Origin of the sequence: Pseudomonas flavocrustae, from assembly GCF_029872515.1 — a bacterium.
In the GTDB taxonomy this organism is placed as follows: Bacteria; Pseudomonadota; Gammaproteobacteria; order Pseudomonadales; family Pseudomonadaceae; genus Chryseomonas; species Chryseomonas aestiva.
The window spans coordinates 348,702-363,196 of record NZ_JAPDIQ010000002.1; the positions used below are offsets into that span (position 1 = coordinate 348,702).

14 protein-coding genes and 6 tRNA genes are annotated in these 14,495 nt (G+C 64.8%); 14 read left to right on the forward strand and 6 right to left on the reverse strand.

Annotated elements, in window-relative coordinates:
• Positions 1-51: 51 nt before the first annotated feature.
• From OMP44_RS06310 to OMP44_RS06370, 13 genes are all read left to right on the forward strand, one after another.
• Positions 52-291, forward strand: a complete 240-nt coding sequence (locus tag OMP44_RS06310) for a DUF2789 domain-containing protein (protein WP_133859439.1) — start codon at positions 52-54, stop codon at positions 289-291.
• A gap of 57 nt (positions 292-348) precedes the next feature.
• Positions 349-480 (forward strand): hypothetical protein, encoded by a 132-nt coding sequence (locus OMP44_RS06315; RefSeq protein ID WP_007162893.1) that lies wholly within the window; start codon positions 349-351, stop codon positions 478-480.
• Positions 481-666: 186 nt separating this feature from the next.
• On the forward strand, positions 667-1,656 hold the full coding sequence (locus OMP44_RS06320) for a DctP family TRAP transporter solute-binding subunit (RefSeq protein ID WP_280307017.1): 990 nt from the start codon (positions 667-669) through the stop codon (positions 1,654-1,656).
• A gap of 72 nt (positions 1,657-1,728) precedes the next feature.
• Entirely contained in the window at positions 1,729-2,850 is a 1,122-nt protein-coding gene (locus tag OMP44_RS06325; RefSeq protein WP_280307018.1) for a beta-ketoacyl-ACP synthase III, read from the forward strand.
• Between the two features lie 70 nt (positions 2,851-2,920).
• Positions 2,921-3,799 (forward strand): ParB/Srx family N-terminal domain-containing protein, encoded by an 879-nt coding sequence (locus OMP44_RS06330; RefSeq protein WP_280307019.1) that lies wholly within the window; start codon positions 2,921-2,923, stop codon positions 3,797-3,799.
• 99 nt (positions 3,800-3,898) lie between these two features.
• A tRNA-Ala gene (locus tag OMP44_RS06335) sits at positions 3,899-3,974 on the forward strand.
• A gap of 41 nt (positions 3,975-4,015) precedes the next feature.
• A tRNA-Glu gene (locus OMP44_RS06340) sits at positions 4,016-4,091 on the forward strand.
• A 39-nt stretch (positions 4,092-4,130) separates the two neighbouring features.
• A tRNA-Ala gene (locus OMP44_RS06345) sits at positions 4,131-4,206 on the forward strand.
• A 34-nt stretch (positions 4,207-4,240) separates the two neighbouring features.
• A tRNA-Glu gene (locus OMP44_RS06350) sits at positions 4,241-4,316 on the forward strand.
• A gap of 40 nt (positions 4,317-4,356) precedes the next feature.
• Positions 4,357-4,432 (forward strand) — tRNA-Ala (locus OMP44_RS06355).
• A gap of 34 nt (positions 4,433-4,466) precedes the next feature.
• A tRNA-Glu gene (locus tag OMP44_RS06360) sits at positions 4,467-4,542 on the forward strand.
• Positions 4,543-4,676: 134 nt separating this feature from the next.
• On the forward strand, positions 4,677-5,819 hold the full coding sequence (locus OMP44_RS06365; protein WP_273862923.1) for a GNAT family N-acetyltransferase: 1,143 nt from the start codon (positions 4,677-4,679) through the stop codon (positions 5,817-5,819).
• Positions 5,813-6,142 carry a YnfA family protein gene (locus OMP44_RS06370; protein WP_187978966.1) on the forward strand — a complete coding sequence of 110 codons (330 nt, stop codon included), beginning with the start codon at positions 5,813-5,815 and terminating at the stop codon, positions 6,140-6,142. Before OMP44_RS06365 ends, OMP44_RS06370 begins: the two co-directional genes overlap by 7 nt.
• A 15-nt stretch (positions 6,143-6,157) precedes the next feature.
• Here the strand turns inward: OMP44_RS06370 and OMP44_RS06375 are convergent, their stop codons facing one another.
• The 4 genes from OMP44_RS06375 to OMP44_RS06390 are packed head-to-tail and all read right to left on the reverse strand — an operon-like array spanning position 6,158 to position 11,152.
• Positions 6,158-6,388, reverse strand: a complete 231-nt coding sequence (locus OMP44_RS06375; RefSeq protein ID WP_158896618.1) for a YheU family protein — start codon at positions 6,386-6,388, stop codon at positions 6,158-6,160.
• Between the two features lie 54 nt (positions 6,389-6,442).
• Complete coding sequence (locus OMP44_RS06380) at positions 6,443-7,630, reverse strand: osmoprotectant NAGGN system M42 family peptidase (RefSeq protein WP_017640298.1); 1,188 nt, start codon at positions 7,628-7,630, stop codon at positions 6,443-6,445.
• A complete protein-coding gene (gene ngg, locus OMP44_RS06385) occupies positions 7,627-9,366 on the reverse strand; it encodes an N-acetylglutaminylglutamine synthetase (RefSeq protein WP_280307023.1) in 1,740 nt (579 codons plus the stop codon). The genes OMP44_RS06380 and ngg overlap by 4 nt, the downstream gene beginning before the upstream one ends.
• Before the next feature lie 13 nt (positions 9,367-9,379).
• On the reverse strand, positions 9,380-11,152 hold the full coding sequence (locus OMP44_RS06390; protein ID WP_273862921.1) for an N-acetylglutaminylglutamine amidotransferase: 1,773 nt from the start codon (positions 11,150-11,152) through the stop codon (positions 9,380-9,382).
• 397 nt (positions 11,153-11,549) lie between these two features.
• Between OMP44_RS06390 and OMP44_RS06395 the strand changes: the two genes are divergently transcribed.
• On the forward strand, positions 11,550-11,810 hold the full coding sequence (locus OMP44_RS06395; RefSeq protein ID WP_133859431.1) for a type B 50S ribosomal protein L31: 261 nt from the start codon (positions 11,550-11,552) through the stop codon (positions 11,808-11,810).
• 24 nt (positions 11,811-11,834) lie between these two features.
• Here the strand turns inward: OMP44_RS06395 and metR are convergent, their stop codons facing one another.
• Complete coding sequence (gene metR, locus OMP44_RS06400; RefSeq protein WP_059227569.1) at positions 11,835-12,752, reverse strand: transcriptional regulator MetR; 918 nt, start codon at positions 12,750-12,752, stop codon at positions 11,835-11,837.
• A 150-nt stretch (positions 12,753-12,902) separates the two neighbouring features.
• Positions 12,903-14,432 carry a glycerol-3-phosphate dehydrogenase gene (gene glpD / locus OMP44_RS06405; RefSeq protein ID WP_280307026.1) on the reverse strand — a complete coding sequence of 510 codons (1,530 nt, stop codon included), beginning with the start codon at positions 14,430-14,432 and terminating at the stop codon, positions 12,903-12,905.
• Positions 14,433-14,495: the final 63 nt, after the last annotated feature.

Genomic DNA, 14,495 nt, shown 5'->3' on the forward strand with positions numbered 1-14,495 from the left:
CGTCTTTCTAGATACCTGAGCGTAACGACCGATAACCGCCTGGAGACCCCCATGGAACTTCCTGTTCACGATCTGACGACCCTCTTCGAGCAACTGGGCCTGGACTCCGATCCGGCTGCCATCGATGACTTCATCGCCAGCCACTCCCCGCTGCCCGACGCGGTCAAGGTATCCGAAGCCGACTTCTGGTCGCCGGCGCAGAAGGCCTTCCTCAAGGACGAGATCATGGGCGACGCCGACTGGGCACCGATCGTCGACGAGCTGAACGTCCGTCTGCACAGTCATGACTAAAGCTACAGGGCTGGAAGCATTCAGCCCTGCAGACCCTTCCCTGTCCGGAGACTTGCCATGAATGCCGTCCATGCCCAACAGCAGCCCAACGATCCGCCCGTCGCCGACGATGAAGACGAGGTGAGCGAGGAACAGCTCGACGAATCCGTCGAGGAAACCTTCCCCGCAAGTGATCCCATTTCGCCCTGATGGTTTCCTGGCGCCGCTTCGGCGGCGCTGACCCTACCCCTGATCCGCCTTTCTTGCACACTCGTCTTGCCGTTTTCGCCGTTGACCAGCCTTTCCCGCCGCGACTGCTAAGGTAATGGCGTCGCGCACGCACCGCGACCGGGGTCGCACGGGCGATCCGATGGATCGTTCAACGCAGGGAATCCCATGATCAAGACCTTCTTCACCACCGTGGCCGGCTCACTCTTTGCCTTGGCCATGCCCCTTGCCGTGGCCGAGCCCATCGTCATCAAGTTCGCCCATGTGGTGACGGACGATACGCCCAAGGGCCGCGGAGCCCTGCAGGTGCAGAAGCTGGTGCAGGAGCGGCTGGCCGGCAAGGTCCGGATCGAGGTCTATCCCAACTCCAGCCTGGTAGGCGATGCCGACGAGCTGGAGGCCCTGCGCAGCAATCGGGTCCAGCTGCTGGCGCCCTCGGTGTCCAAGCTCAACGCCCTGGCCAAGCCGCTCAGGGTCTACGATCTGCCCTTTCTGTTCGACAACATCGAGGCGGTCAAGCGTTTCCAGCGCCGCGACAAGAGCCGCGAACTGCTGGGCAGCCTGGTCCCCCACGGCATCACCGGGCTGGCCTACTGGAACAACGGTGGCAGGCAGCTCTCGGCCACGCGGGAAATCCACATCCCCGCCGACCTCAAGGGCCTGACCTTCCGCGTCGAATCCTCCGATGTGCTGGCGGCCTACTACCAGCAACTGGGCGCCCAGGCGGTCAAGCTGCCCTTCGCCCAGGTCTACGACGCCCTGCGCACCGGCAAGGTGCAGGGCGCGGAGAATCCCTGGTCGAATCTCCTGGGGCAGAAGATCAATACCGTGCAGCCCTATATCGTCGAGGACAACCACAGCTTCCTCACCTATATGCTCATCACCAACACCACGTTCTGGAACGGCCTGCCCTTCGAGATCCGCAGCGAGCTGGAGGCCATCCTCGAAGAGGTGTCCCAAGGGGTGAATCGCGATGCCGAAGCCATCAACGCCAAGGCGCGCGAGCGGGTGGTGGCGGCCAATACCAGCAAGATCCTGGTGCCGACGGCTGCCGAGCGCGATGCCTGGCGCGCGGCGGTGGCGCCCCTGATCAAGCGGTATGAAAGCGAAGTGGGCAGCGACGTCCTGCGCGCCGCCGAGGCCGCCAATCGGCGCTGAGATTGCACGGGCGTCCACCCCGGATTTGCGGCAAACTGGCACGGCGTCATCCTGACAACAAGAGGAATAGCCGTGCAGCACGCGGTCATCAGCGGTAGTGGGCTCTATACGCCGCCCGAAAGCATTTCCAACGACGAGCTGGTTGCGTCCTTCAATCAGTGGGCTGGCCAGTGGAATGCCGAGCATGCCGACGCCATCGCCCAGGGCAGCCTGGCGCCCCAGCCGGAATCCAGCGCCGCCTTCATCGAGAAGGCCTCCGGCATCCGCAGCCGCCATGTGGTCGACAAGGCCGGTATCCTCGATCCGGCGCGCATGGTGCCGCGCATTCCCGAGCGTTCCAACGACGAGCCGTCGATCCTCTGCGAGATGGGGGTCGCCGCGGCGCGCGAGGCCCTGGAACGCGCCGGGCGGACGGCCGCCGACATCGACGGCGTCATCATCGCCTGTTCCAACCTGCAGCGCCCCTATCCGGCGGTAGCCATCGAGGTCCAGGCCGCACTGGGTATCCAGGGCTACGGGTTCGACATGAACGTTGCCTGCTCCTCGGCGACCTTCGGTCTGCAGACCGCGGCCAACGCCGTGCAATTGGGCCAGGCGCGGGCGGTACTGGTGATAGATCCGGAGATCTGCACCGGCCATTTGAATTTCCGCGACCGCGACAGCCATTTCATCTTTGGCGATGCGGCCACTGCCCTGGTGGTGGAGCGCGCCGACCAGGCGACCTCGGCGCATCGCTTCGAGATCCTCGGGACCCGGCTGCTCACCCAGTTCTCCAATAACATCCGCAACAACTTCGGCTTTCTCAACCGCGCGGCGGAGGAGGGCATGACCCACCCGGACAAGCTGTTCGTCCAGGAAGGGCGCAAGGTGTTCAAGGAGGTCTGCCCGCTGGTGGCCGAGCTGATCGCCAATCACCTCGCCGAGCTGGATATTCCTGTCGAGCGGGTCTCGCGCTTCTGGCTGCACCAGGCCAACCTGGCGATGAACCACCTCATCGTCAAGCGCCTGCTGGGGCGCGAACCCGAGCCTGGCGAGGCGCCGGTCATCCTCGATACCTACGGCAACACCAGCTCGGCCGGCTCGGTCATTGCCCTGCATCTGCACCACGAGGATCTGGCCAGTGGCAGCCTGGGCGTGCTCAGCTCCTTCGGCGCCGGTTACTCCATCGGCAGCGTGGTCCTGCGCAAGGTCTGATCGACGGCAGGAGTTTTCCCGGGAGGACCGTTGTCGGACCTGGGAAGACCTCTCGAGAAAGGAAGACCCCGTGTCGCCAGGAAGCCTGCTCCGGGTGCAATTGCGCCAGCTGCGCCCCACCCAGCCCGCGATCGGCCATGACCAGGTGCTGTACAAGCTTGGCAAGTACGCCTGCGACCGGCGCAAGCTGTTCGACGACTACTGCGAAGCCAACGGCCAGCACTTGAGTGGCGGCGTCCAGCCGAGCACCAGTCTGCGCTCGGCCGGTGACGCCCTCGGTATGCGGCCGCCCGGTACCTGTCCGGATGAGATGAAGACCGTCGTCATAGGGCCGGGACGACAGCTCTACCTCACCGATGGTCACCACACCTTTTCCGCCTTCTGGGAACACCCCGGCGGTGGCCCCGAGACCTCGGTGTGGGTCAGGGTCACCGATGACTTCAGTGGCGCGGCGAGCATGGCCGAGTTCTGGATTCGCCTGCTCGACGAGCGCAAGGCCTGGCTCAAGGACCCCCAGGGCCGCCCGATCCTACCCGAGCAGCTCCCGGAAACCCTGGGCCTCACCGCCATGGCCGACGATCCCTACCGCGCCCTGGTGTATTTCACCCGCCAGATCGGCTACGACAAGCCGCGTACCCCGGACGGTCGGGTGCTGCCGTCGGAATTCCTCGAGTTCTACTGGGCCGAGTGGCTGCGCATGCTGTTGCCCCTGCAGGGCTACGATCTCGATGATCGCAAGAGCTACGCCAAGGCCGTGGAGCAAGCCGCCCGTCTGATGGTGGCCAATCCCGGCATGCTGATCGGCAGTTCGGGGCGTACGGCGCTGGAGATGGGTGGCTATCGCGCCCTGGACAAGAAGGTCCTGCGCAAGCTCTCCGCCAGCGACGGCAAGTTCACCTACCTGCTGGCGGCACGCGCCCAGCGTGCCGCCCTGGCGCGGGCGATCTAGCCGTTTTGCGGCTTAAGTGTCTGTTACTAGCAGGTTTTTTTCTTATTGGTGTTGACAGGGGAGGCCGAGCCTCTTAACATGCGCCCCGTCCTGACCGACGGGGCTATAGCTCAGCTGGGAGAGCGCTTGCATGGCATGCAAGAGGTCGACGGTTCGATCCCGTCTAGCTCCACCAAATTTCGGTTTCGCCCTTGGGGGAAATCGGTAGAAGGTTTCGTCCCCTTCGTCTAGTGGCCTAGGACACCGCCCTTTCACGGCGGTAACAGGGGTTCGAGTCCCCTAGGGGACGCCATATCAGTCACGTATCCCAGACGTGGCGAACGTTGTACACGGGGCTATAGCTCAGCTGGGAGAGCGCTTGCATGGCATGCAAGAGGTCGACGGTTCGATCCCGTCTAGCTCCACCAAATTCGTGATCCGCAAGGGTTGCACCAGGGTAACGTCCCCTTCGTCTAGTGGCCTAGGACACCGCCCTTTCACGGCGGTAACAGGGGTTCGAGTCCCCTAGGGGACGCCATATCGGTCACGCAGCCCAGGCGTGGCAAGATGCTGTACTTGGGGCTATAGCTCAGCTGGGAGAGCGCTTGCATGGCATGCAAGAGGTCGACGGTTCGATCCCGTCTAGCTCCACCAAATTCGTGATCCGCGAGGGTCACACCAGGGTAACGTCCCCTTCGTCTAGTGGCCTAGGACACCGCCCTTTCACGGCGGTAACAGGGGTTCGAGTCCCCTAGGGGACGCCACACTCGAAAGAAACCGCCTCACGGCGGTTTTTTTTCGTCCGCACGAAAGCCCGCCGTCAGAGTCTTTCACAGGTGCCCGTCCGGGTACTCATCTGTGTTAGACCTGTAGGCCGAATGCAAGCAAGGGGAGTGGGATGATCGTCGAGTATCTCTACAGCCTGGCCCAGGTGCCTGCTGCCGCGTGGAACGCGCTGCTGGCGGACGACCAGCCCTTTCTGCGGCATGAATTCCTTGCCACCCTGGAAGACAGTGGCAGCCTGGGGCAGGGGACCGGCTGGCAGCCGGCGCACCAGATCCTCAAGGATGACCAGGGGCACCTGCGAGCCGCGATGCCGGCCTATCTGAAGATGCACTCCTATGGGGAATACGTCTTCGACTGGGCCTGGGCCGATGCCTGCCGCCGTGCCGGGATCGACTACTATCCCAAGCTGCTGGCCGCCGTGCCCTTTTCACCGGTGCAGGGCGCGCGCCTGCTGGGCGATCCGGCTGCCTGCGCGACCCTGCTCGACGCCACCACGAGCAGCCTGGCCGAGCTGGAGCTCTCCAGCCTGCATGTGAACTTCACCGATCCCAAGGCCGATGCCCTGCTCCAGGATCGCGACGGCTGGCTGGCGCGGCTTGGCTGCCAGTTCCACTGGCATAACCGCGGCTATCGCGACTATGGCGACTTCCTCGCCGCCCTGACCTCGCGCAAGCGCAAGCAATTGCGCAAGGAACGTGACCAGGTCGCCGGCCTGGGGGTGAGTTTCGAGTGGCGTAAGGGCGATGAGCTGAGCGAGGCGGAGTGGGACTTCGTCCATGCCTGCTACGCCAACACCTACGAGGTGCGTGGCCAGGATCCCTATCTGACCCGCGCCTTCTTCAGTCTGCTGGCCGAACGGCTGCCCGAGGCGATTCGGGTGGTGCTGGTCCGCCAGGGCAGTCGGCCGGTGGCCATGGCCTTCTATCTCAAGGACGGTGACACCCTCTATGGCCGTTACTGGGGCTGCCTGCAGGAATTCGACCAGCTGCATTTCGAGACCTGTTTCTACCAGGGCATCGAATACGCCATCGCCGAAGGGCTGCAACGCTTCGATGCCGGCGCCCAGGGCGAACACAAGCTGATTCGCGGCTTTGAACCGACCCTGACCCGTTCCTGGCACTATCTGGTGCATCCAGGCCTGAGAGCGGCCGTGGCGGAGTTTCTCGACCAGGAGCGCGACGGCGTCCAGGCCTATGCGCAGCGGGCCGCCGAGGCCTTGCCCTATCGCCAGGAAGACGGCGCGGCGCCATGCTGAACTATCTCTGGTTCTTCTTGGCGGCGCTATTCGAGATCGCCGGCTGCTATGCCTTCTGGCTCTGGCTACGGCTGGATCGCAGTCCCTGGTGGATAGCGCCCGGGCTTGCCAGCCTCGTGCTCTTCGCCCTGTTGCTGACCCGTATCGAGTCGGCCTACGCCGGGCGCGCCTATGCGGCCTATGGCGGCATCTATGTGGTGGCCTCGCTGGGCTGGCTGGCGCTGGTCGAGCGCACCCGGCCGACCTGGACGGATCTGGCGGGCGGTCTGCTGTGCGTGGCCGGGGCGCTGGTGATCCTGCTGGCGCCGCGCGGCAGTGCCTGACAGGCGCGAGACGCGCTAGTCGTTTAGCAGTTCGGGCGGCACATCGCGGCGCAGTACCAGCTGGCACAGCGCGCTGTCCGGATCGAAGAGAATGACGGCCTCGCCGGTTTCCAGGGCGCGGCGAGCGCGCTGGGTACGGGTCGCCAGGGGTGTTTCGTCGCCGTTGTCGGTGCCGTCGCGGGTGACGAAGTCTTCCAGCAGATTGTCGAGGGTGGCGGCAGCGAGCTGGTCGTGGGGGATGATCATCGAGAGGTGCCTGAAAAAAGGCGCCCAGGATACCCCAGGCGCTTGGTTCGAACGCTATTTGCTGCCGTCGCCGACGACCTCCTCCAGCGGCGGCAGGTGCGTCTGGTTGTCCATCTGGGTGTCTTCCGGCAGCAACTGGTGACCGAAGCGATCCAGCGAACTGTCGGCCGGTTGCGCATCGCTGTCGAACACCGGCGGGCTGAGCATGTACCCGGTCAGCAGCTGGCTGAGCGCCGCCAGGCTGACGATATGGGTGCGCTCGTAGCCATGGGTGGCGTCGCAGCCGAAGGCCAGCAGGGCGACCCGCACGTCCTGGCCGGAACTGATCGCCGAGTGGGCGTCGCTGTAGTAGTAGCGGAACAGGTCGCGGCGCACCGGGATGTCGTTGCGCTGCGCCAGGCGCAGCAGGTGCCGTGACAGGTGATAGTCGTAGGGACCGGCGGAGTCCTGCATGGCCACGCTGACGCGGTGCTCGTCGGAGCGCTGTCCGGGCGCCACGGGGGCGATGTCGATGCCGACGAATTCGCTGACGTCCCAGGGCAGGGCACCGGCGGCGCCCGAGCCCACCTCCTCGGTGATGGTGAACAGCGGGTGGCAGTCGATCGGTGGGGTCTGGCCGGTTTCCTTGAGCATCTTCAAGGCGGTGAGCAGGGCGGCGACGCCAGCCTTGTCGTCCAGATGGCGCGAACTGATGTAGCCGCTGTCGGTGAACTCCGGCAACGGATCGAAGGCGACGAAGTCGCCGACCTGCACGCCCAGCTGCTCGGTCTCGTGGCGACTCTTGGTCACGGCGTCCAGGCGCAATTCGATGTGGTCCCAGGTCACCGGCATCTTGTCGATTTCGGTGTTGAAGGCGTGGCCGGAGGCCAGCAGCGGCAGCACGCTGCCTCTCAGGGTACCGTCATCGGTGAACAGGCTGACGCGGCTGCCTTCGGCGAAGCGGCTCGACCAGTGGCCCACGGCCGCCAGGCCCAGCCGGCCGTTGTCCTTGATCTCGCGGACGATGGCGCCAATGGTGTCCAGATGCGCGGAGACGGCGCGATCCGGACTCTCCTTGTGGCCCTTGATGGTGGCGCGAATGGTGCCGCGGCGGGTCAGCTCGAAGGGGATGTCCAGTTCGTTGAGCCGTTCGGCGACGTACATGACGATGGTGTCGGTGAAGCCCGTGGGGCTGGGGATCGCCAGCATGTCCAGCAGGACCTTGCGCAGGTAATCCAGATCGGGCTCGGGCAAGCGATTCATAGCGGAACCTCCCGGGACAGCGGGAACAGCAGGTCGATGAAGCGTTCGGCGGTGGGCCGCGGCTCGTGGTTGGCCAGGCCCGGTCGCTCGTTGGCTTCGATGATGACGTAGTCGGGCGAATCGGCGGCTGGGACCAGCAGGTCCATGCCGGTGACGGGGATGTCCAGAGCGCGCGCTGCCTGGATGGCCGCGTCGGCGAGCACCGGATGCAGACTGTCGGTGACGTCCTCCAGGATGCCGCCGGTGTGCAGGTTGGCGGTCTTGCGCACGGCCAGATGAGTGCCGGCGGGCAGCACACTGTCCCAGTCGTGACCGGCGCCGCGGATGGCGCGTTCGGTTTCCTCGTCCATCGGGATGCGCGACTCGCCGCCGGTAGCGGCCTGACGGCGGCGGCTCTGGGCTTCGATCAGGTCCCGGACGCTGTGCTGGCCATCGCCGACGATTTCCGCCGGCCGGCGAATGGCCGCGGCCACCACCTCGTGACCAATGACCACCACCCGCAGATCGAGGCCCTGGTGAAAGCTTTCCAGCAGCACACGATCGTCATGGCGCCGCGCCGCCTGGATGGCGGTGGCAAGGTGCTCGGCGTCGCGGATGTCCACGGCCACGCCCTTGCCCTGTTCGCCATTGACCGGCTTGACCACCAGGGCGCCGTGCTTCTCCAGAAAGGCGGTGTTGTCTTCGTCGCTGCCCGCCAGTTGCTGCTCGGGGACCTTCAGCCCGGCACGGGCCAGGGTGCGACTGGTCAGCACCTTGTCGGCGCAGAGGGTCATGGTCACGGCGGAGGTGAGATCGGTGAGGGATTCGCGGCAGCGGATGCGGCGGTTGCCCTGGATAAGGGTGAAAAGACCCCCTTCGGCATCGTCCACCTGCACCTCGATGCCACGCCGCAAGGCTTCGTCGACGATGATCCGTGCATAGGGATTCAGCTCGGCGGCAGGGCCGGGGCCGAGGAACAGCGTCTGGTTGATGCCGTTCTTGCACTTGATGGCGAAGGTCTGCAGCGGGCGGAAACCCAGCTTGTCGTAGAGTCGCTTGGCCTGCAGGTTGTCATGCAGCACCGACAGGTCCAGATAGGCCAGGCCGCGGCTGGCATAGTGCTCGATCAGGTGGCGAACCAGCGCCTCGCCGACACCGGGCCGGCTGCACTCGGGCGAGACCGCCAGGCACCACAGCGAGGAGCCGCCATCGGGATCCCTAAAGGCCTTGACGTGATTGAGGCCCATCACCGAGCCGATGATGGCGCCGCTGTCGTCGTCTTCCGCCAGCCAGTAGACCGGACCACCCTTGTGCCGCGGCGTCAGCCGCTCGGTGTCCACGGGCAGCATATGGCGCTGCTGATAGAGCCGATTGATCTCGCTCCAGTCCTGCGCGGAGCAGGCGCGGCGGATACGAAAGCCGCGATAGATCCGGCGTGCCGGGCGATAGTCGCTGAACCAGACCCGCAGGGTATCACTGGGGTCGAGAAACAGCTGTTGTGGCGCCTGGGCCAGCACCTGATGCGGAGCGGCCACGTAGAGGGCGATGTCGCGCTCGCCGGGCGTTTCGGTGAGCAATTCCTTGGCCAGACTGGCGGGATCGGGATAGGTGTGACCGATGAGCAGCCGTCCCCAGCCGCAATGGAGGCAGAGCGGCTGGGAGGTCGGATGGTCGCCTTCCGCAAGGCGCGCCTGCAGCCGTTCGTAGGAGGGCGTCTGGGCACGCTGGAGGCGCTGGTTGTAGCTGGTCGCTTTCATGCGTCTTGCACCCTCACAGTCCGTGTTCGCTCATCCAGAGGTTGAGCGCGGCGAGTTGCCAGAGCTTGGAACCGCGCAGAGGCGTGATGCGATCGGCCGGATTGGTCAGCAGGCGATCGATCTCGGCGGTGTCGAACAGGCCGCGATCCTGGCTGGGATCCAGCAGCAACTCGCGTACCCAGGTCAGGGTGTTGCCTTCCAGGTGCTTGAGGCCCGGCACCGGGAAATAGCCCTTGGGTCGGTCGATCACCTCTTGAGGAATGACCTTGCGCGCGGCGGCCTTGAGTACCTGCTTGCCGCCATCGCCCAATTTGAATTCGGCGGGAATGCGCGCCGAGAGTTCGGCCAGGCGATAGTCGAGGAAGGGCACCCGGGCTTCCAGGCCCCACGCCATGGTCATGTTGTCGACCCGCTTGACCGGGTCATCCACCAGCATCACGGTGCTGTCCAGGCGCAGGGCCTTGTCGACCCCGGCGCTGGCGCCCGGCTTGGCGAAGTGCTGACGGACGAAGGCTTCGGCGGCGTCTTCCTCCAGGCGTACACCCGCCTGCACGGTGGCGGCGTACTGGGCGTAGTCGCGATCGAAGAAGGCGGCGCGGTAGGCGGCGAAGGGATCGGCGGCGCCATGTACCTGGGGATACCAGTGGTAGCCGGCGAAGAGTTCGTCCGCACCCTGACCGCTCTGCACCACCTTGCAGTGCTTGGAGACCTCACGCGAGAGCAGGTAGAAGGCGATGCAGTCGTGACTGACCATCGGCTCGCTCATGGCGGAGAAGGCACGCGGCAGCTGCTGGATGATCTCGTCTTCGGCGATGCGCAGTTGATGGTGGCGAGTGCCGTAGTGGTTGGCGATCAGATCGGAATACTGGAATTCGTCGCCGCGCTCGCCACCGGCATCCTCGAAGCCGATGGAGAAGGTCAGCAGGTCCTTGACTCCCGAATCGTGCAGCAGGCCCACCAGCAGACTGGAATCCACCCCGCCGGAAAGCAGTACCCCAACCTCGCGCGCCGCACGCTGGCGAATCGCCACGGCGTCCTTGAGACCATGCAGGACCCGCTCGGCCCAGTCGTCCAGGGTATAGCGGCGCTCGTCTTCACGGGGACCGTAGTCCAGGTTCCACCAGGTCTCCTGGTGCTGCTGGCCGGACGCATCCACGGTCATCCAGGTCGCCGGCGGCAGCTTTTGCACGCCCTGCAGGATGGTACGCGGCGCCGGCACCACGGCATGGAAGTTCAGGTAGTGGTTGAGCGCGACCGGATCGATACGGGTGTCGATGTCACCGGCTTCCAGCAGGGCGGGCAGGCTGGAAGCGAATCTCAGGCGCCTGTCGGTGAACGAGAGATACAGTGGTTTGATCCCCAGGCGATCCCGGGCGATGAACAGCCGGCCACTGTCACGCTCCCAGATGGCGAAGGCGAACATGCCATTGAGCTTGGGCAGCATGTCCTTGCCCCAGGCGTGATAGGCCTTGAGCAGGATCTCGGTGTCACCCCCGGAATAAAAGCTATAACCCTTGGCTTCCAGCTCGGTACGCAGTTCCGGATAGTTGTAGATGGCGCCGTTGAACACCATGGACAGACCCAGTTCCGGCTCGATCATGGGTTGGCCCGAAGCTTCCGCCAGATCCATGATCTTCAGCCGGCGATGGCCCAGGGCGACCGGTCCCTGGCTATGGAAGCCCCAGGCATCAGGTCCGCGCTGTTCGAGGCGGTGGGTAATACGCTCCACCACGCTGATGGCTGCGGGTTGTTGATCGAAACGAAGCTCTCCGGCGATGCCGCACATGGTTCTGTGCCTCTTGAATCCTTGGGATGCGGCGCGGTGAGTTCAATCCCGAACCCGGCGTGCGCATCCAATGCGTGTGGACTTCTCGCGATCCTTGAGAAGCCAATGCAGGGGCGCGGTGCGTGTGGGAGGCGTGGAGCGGACAGGTCGTCTGTCTGGCGCTCCAGGTCTGAACGCACGCATTGACCGACAGCAGGTCTCAGAGAGGGTGGGGTGCCGCCGGTCAGGGCCTCAGGTTACGAGCCCCGGGCGCGGCGGATGGTTCCATCGAAAAGCCCGTGGCTGCCGCCACCGTCACAGGTGCGGCTGTCAAACTTGCTTGTTTATGTTATAATGTATCTTTATCGGGCCCAGCGATGACCTGTCGTCGTCGCCGCCCCAGACCAGGAGACGCCTCATGAGACCCGGTATCCATCCCAACTACCGTCCCGTGCTGTTCCACGACACCACCTCGGACACCTACTTCCTGATCCGCTCCACTGCCGAGAGCGATCGGACCCAGGAATACGAAGGGGAGACCTATCCCTACATCAGTCTGGACGTATCCAGCGCCTCCCACCCGATCTACACCGGCGAGCAGCGCCAGATGAAGGTCGAAGGTCGTGTCTCGAGCTTCAACAAGAAGTTCGCCGGCTTCCCGGGTGGCAACAGCAAGTAAGCCCCTCGCGAGCAGCGCGCCGACTCAGCGCGCGCTGCTGACCCCTTCCAGGGTGGCGAAGGAGGTGTCCTTGGCGGTCAGCAGGAAATCCTGCATGAAAGGCGCCTCCAGCATGTCTTCGCGGATCGCCGCATAGAGCGTCGCATACAGCCCCTTCTCACCGAGTCGGCGCGCGGTGACATAGCCGCGTGAGCTGTATTCGTGAATCGCCCAGTTGGGCAGGCAGCAGACGCCACGACCCGACGCCACCAGCTGCAGCATCATCACCGTCATCTCCGCCGTGCGTATCGACAACGGCTCGACGTCGGCCGGATCGAGAAAGCGGGTGAAGATATCCAGTCGATCGCGCTCCACCGGATAGGTGATCTGCGTTTCCTGGGCGAGGTCCTCAGGGACGATATAGGGACGCTGCGCCAGCGGATGCTGGTTGGCCACCGCCAGCAGGGCCTCGTAGGTGAACAGTGGCACGTAGGTGACGCCCGAAAGGTCCACCGGATCGGCCGTCACCACCAGATCCAGATCGCCTCGGGCCAGGGCCGGCAGGGGCGCGAAGGAGAACCCGGAGGCCAGGTCCAGCTCCACTTCCGGCCAGGAATCACGGAATTGGTCGATGGTGGGCATCAGCCACTGGAAGCAGCTGTGGCATTCGATGGCCATGTGCAGCCGTCCCGCGGTCCCGCCCACCAGCCGCGCCAGGTCCCGCTCGGCACTGCGCAGATGCGGCAACACCGCGTCCGCGGTCTGCAGCAGCCGCAGGCCGGCACTGGTGAAGCGGATGGGCTTGGTCTTGCGGATGAACAGTGGGGTACCCAGGCGCTCTTCCAGTTCCTTGAACTGATGGGAGAGGGCGGATTGGGTCAGGTGCAAACGCTCCGCCGCTTCCACCAGGCTGGAGGATTCGCGGAGAGCATGCAGGGTTTTCAGGTGACGGAGTTCGAACATGGCACTGGCGCTGGAAGTAAAGCCGCATCATGAAGACTTTTCATGGTACTGGCCATCTTCCGCCACGTCAGCCGCTGCAGAATCCAGTGCGATTGATGAATCGAGTGCCCCCGACCAGATTGCCCGCCCGGGGACAGACCAGCATCCCACTTAGGCGGCGTTGCTGTCCTTGCTGTCCTGGGCCGGTTCCGAATGCGCCAGGAAGTCTTCCAGCGCAGCCCGTTCGGCATCGCTGAATACCAGGCCCAGCTTGGTCCGCCGCCAGAGCACGTCATCGGCACTGGTGACCCACTCGTATCGTTGCAGGTACTCGACTTCCCGCGCGTACAGGTCGGCACCTATCACCTTGCCCAGCGTCTCCACCGAGCGTCCGTCACCGAGCAGGGTCCAGACCCGGCTGCCATAGGTGGTTGCCCAACGCTGCGCGAGGGCCGGCGTCAGACCACTGACCTTGTCCAGCAACTCGCGGGTCAGCGCCTGGGGTGTGGTCATGTTCTCGCCACCGGGCAGCGGTGCCGATGCGGTCCAGCTGTTGCCCAGCTGCGGGAAGAAGGGCTGCAACTGCGCCATCGCCGACTCGGCGAGCTTGCGGTAGGTGGTCAGCTTGCCACCGAACACCGACAGCAGCGGGGCACCCTGCTCCTCGGCCAGCGACAGGGTGTAGTCGCGGGTGATGGCGGAAGGGTTGTCCGATTCGTCGTCGCACAGCGGGCGTACGCCGGAGAAGGTATGCAGGACGTCGTTGCGGCTGAGTTGCTTGCGGAAGTGGGCATTGGCCACGCCCAGCACGTAGTCGATTTCCTGTTCGGTGATGGTCACCTTGGCCGGATCGCCCTGGTACTCGCGATCCGTGGTACCGACCATGGTGTACTGGCCGAGATAGGGAATGGCGAAGACGATGCGGCGATCTTCGTTCTGCATGATGTAGGCCTGCTCGCCTTCGTACAGCTTGGGCACGATGACGTGACTGCCCTGGATCAGGCGGATCCCGTAAGGCGACTTCTGCTGCAGGTCCTGGCGAATGAAGCTGGCGACCCAGGGACCGGCGGCATTGACCAGGCCCTTGGCACGGATCTGCTGGCGACCCTGAGGACCTTCGACCTCGACCTCCCAGTGACCCTCGACGCGGCGGGCGCTGACGCAACGGGTGCGGGTCACGATGTCGGCACCCTTGTCACGCGCCTGCATGGCGTTGAGCACCACCAGGCGGGCATCGTCCACCCAGCAGTCGGAATATTCGAAGCCGCGCTTGATCTCGGCCTTGAGCGGCCCCTGGGCATCGAACTTCAGGCCACGGGAACCCGGCAGCTTTTCGCGCTTGCCGAGGTGGTCATAAAGGAAGAGACCGGCCCGGATCATCCACGCCGGACGCAGGTGCGGGCGGTGGGGCAGGACGAAGCGCATCGGCTTGACGATATGGGGCGCCTTGGCCAGCAGCACCTCACGCTCGGCGAGGGCTTCGCGCACCAGGCGGAATTCGTGATGTTCCAGGTAGCGCAGGCCGCCGTGGATCAGCTTGCTGCTGGCGGACGAGGTATGGCTCGCCAGGTCGTCGCGTTCACAGAGAAACACCGACAGACCCCGACCGGCGGCATCGGCCGCGATGCCTACGCCGTTGATGCCACCGCCGATGACGGCGAGATCGTAAGTCCGGGGAGTTGCAGTGGGTGCCTGGGCCATGATGCCTCCTGTGAAACGAACATAATTATTCGGTTTCGAACATAATAGCCCAGCAAAAACTCA